We start from the raw sequence: 836 nt of genomic DNA on the forward strand, positions 1-836 counted from the left end.
GCCGTACACCGAACTGGCGGCACCGCTCGGGCTGCGGTTGTGGTGGCTGCGGCTCGACGAGATGCCCGATGCCGCCGCACTCGCGACGCTGTCGGCCGACGAGATCGCGCGCGGCCAGCGCTTCGCGTTCGAGGGCCTGCGGCGCAGGCACCTGGCGTCACACGTCGCGTTGCGGGCGATCCTCGCTCAGCAGACCGGCCTGCCCGCCGCCGCGCTGGTGTTCGGTGCCGGCCCGTTCGGCAAGCCGTTCCTGCACGCGCCGGCCGCCTGCGTCTTCAACATGAGCCACAGCGACGATGTCGCGGTGATCGCAGTGGCGCCAGGTGCATCGGCGGGCACCGAGATCGGCGTCGACGTGGAGGTGCTGCGGCCGATGCGCGATGCGATCGCGCTGGCCGAGCGCAATTTCACGTCGGCCGAACAACGCGCGCTGCGGGCCGCGCCACCCGAGCAGCGCGACCTCGCCTTCATGCGCGGCTGGACCCGCAAGGAAGCCTGCCTGAAGGCGATCGGCAGCGGGCTGTCGATTCCGCCCGACGCGGTCGATGCCGGATTGCAGCAGGACCTTGCCGCGCTGCAGGTCGTGCATGACGGCGCCCGTCACGCGCTGCAGGTGCAATCGCTCCCGGAGCACGCCGGCACGGCACTCGCCGTCGCGGTGCGCGAGGTCAGCGCCCCGCCTTCCTGAAGGTCAGGTTGATCCGCGAGCGCCCGGTCGCCGGATGCTCGCCGTCCGCGAGCGGCGCCACGCCGTGGAAGGCCAATCGCGAAGCACCGCCCCACACGACCACGTCGCCATGCGCCAGCCGCAGCCGCTGCACGGGCGACTGCCGTTG

2 protein-coding genes are annotated in these 836 nt (G+C 72.6%); one reads left to right on the forward strand and one right to left on the reverse strand.

Annotated features, from left to right (window positions below):
- On the forward strand, positions 1–688 hold a 688-nt coding region (locus AC1D12_RS34440), incomplete at its 5' end, for a 4'-phosphopantetheinyl transferase family protein (protein ID WP_477845540.1).
- Here AC1D12_RS34440 and AC1D12_RS34445 read toward each other — a convergent pair.
- The coding region (locus tag AC1D12_RS34445) for an alpha-ketoglutarate-dependent dioxygenase AlkB (protein ID WP_477845541.1) at positions 669–836 on the reverse strand (168 nt) is incomplete at its 5' end. The two genes, AC1D12_RS34440 and AC1D12_RS34445, sit on opposite strands and share 20 nt — an antisense overlap.

It is taken from the genome of Rhizobacter sp. P1_G5 (genome assembly GCF_056405435.1).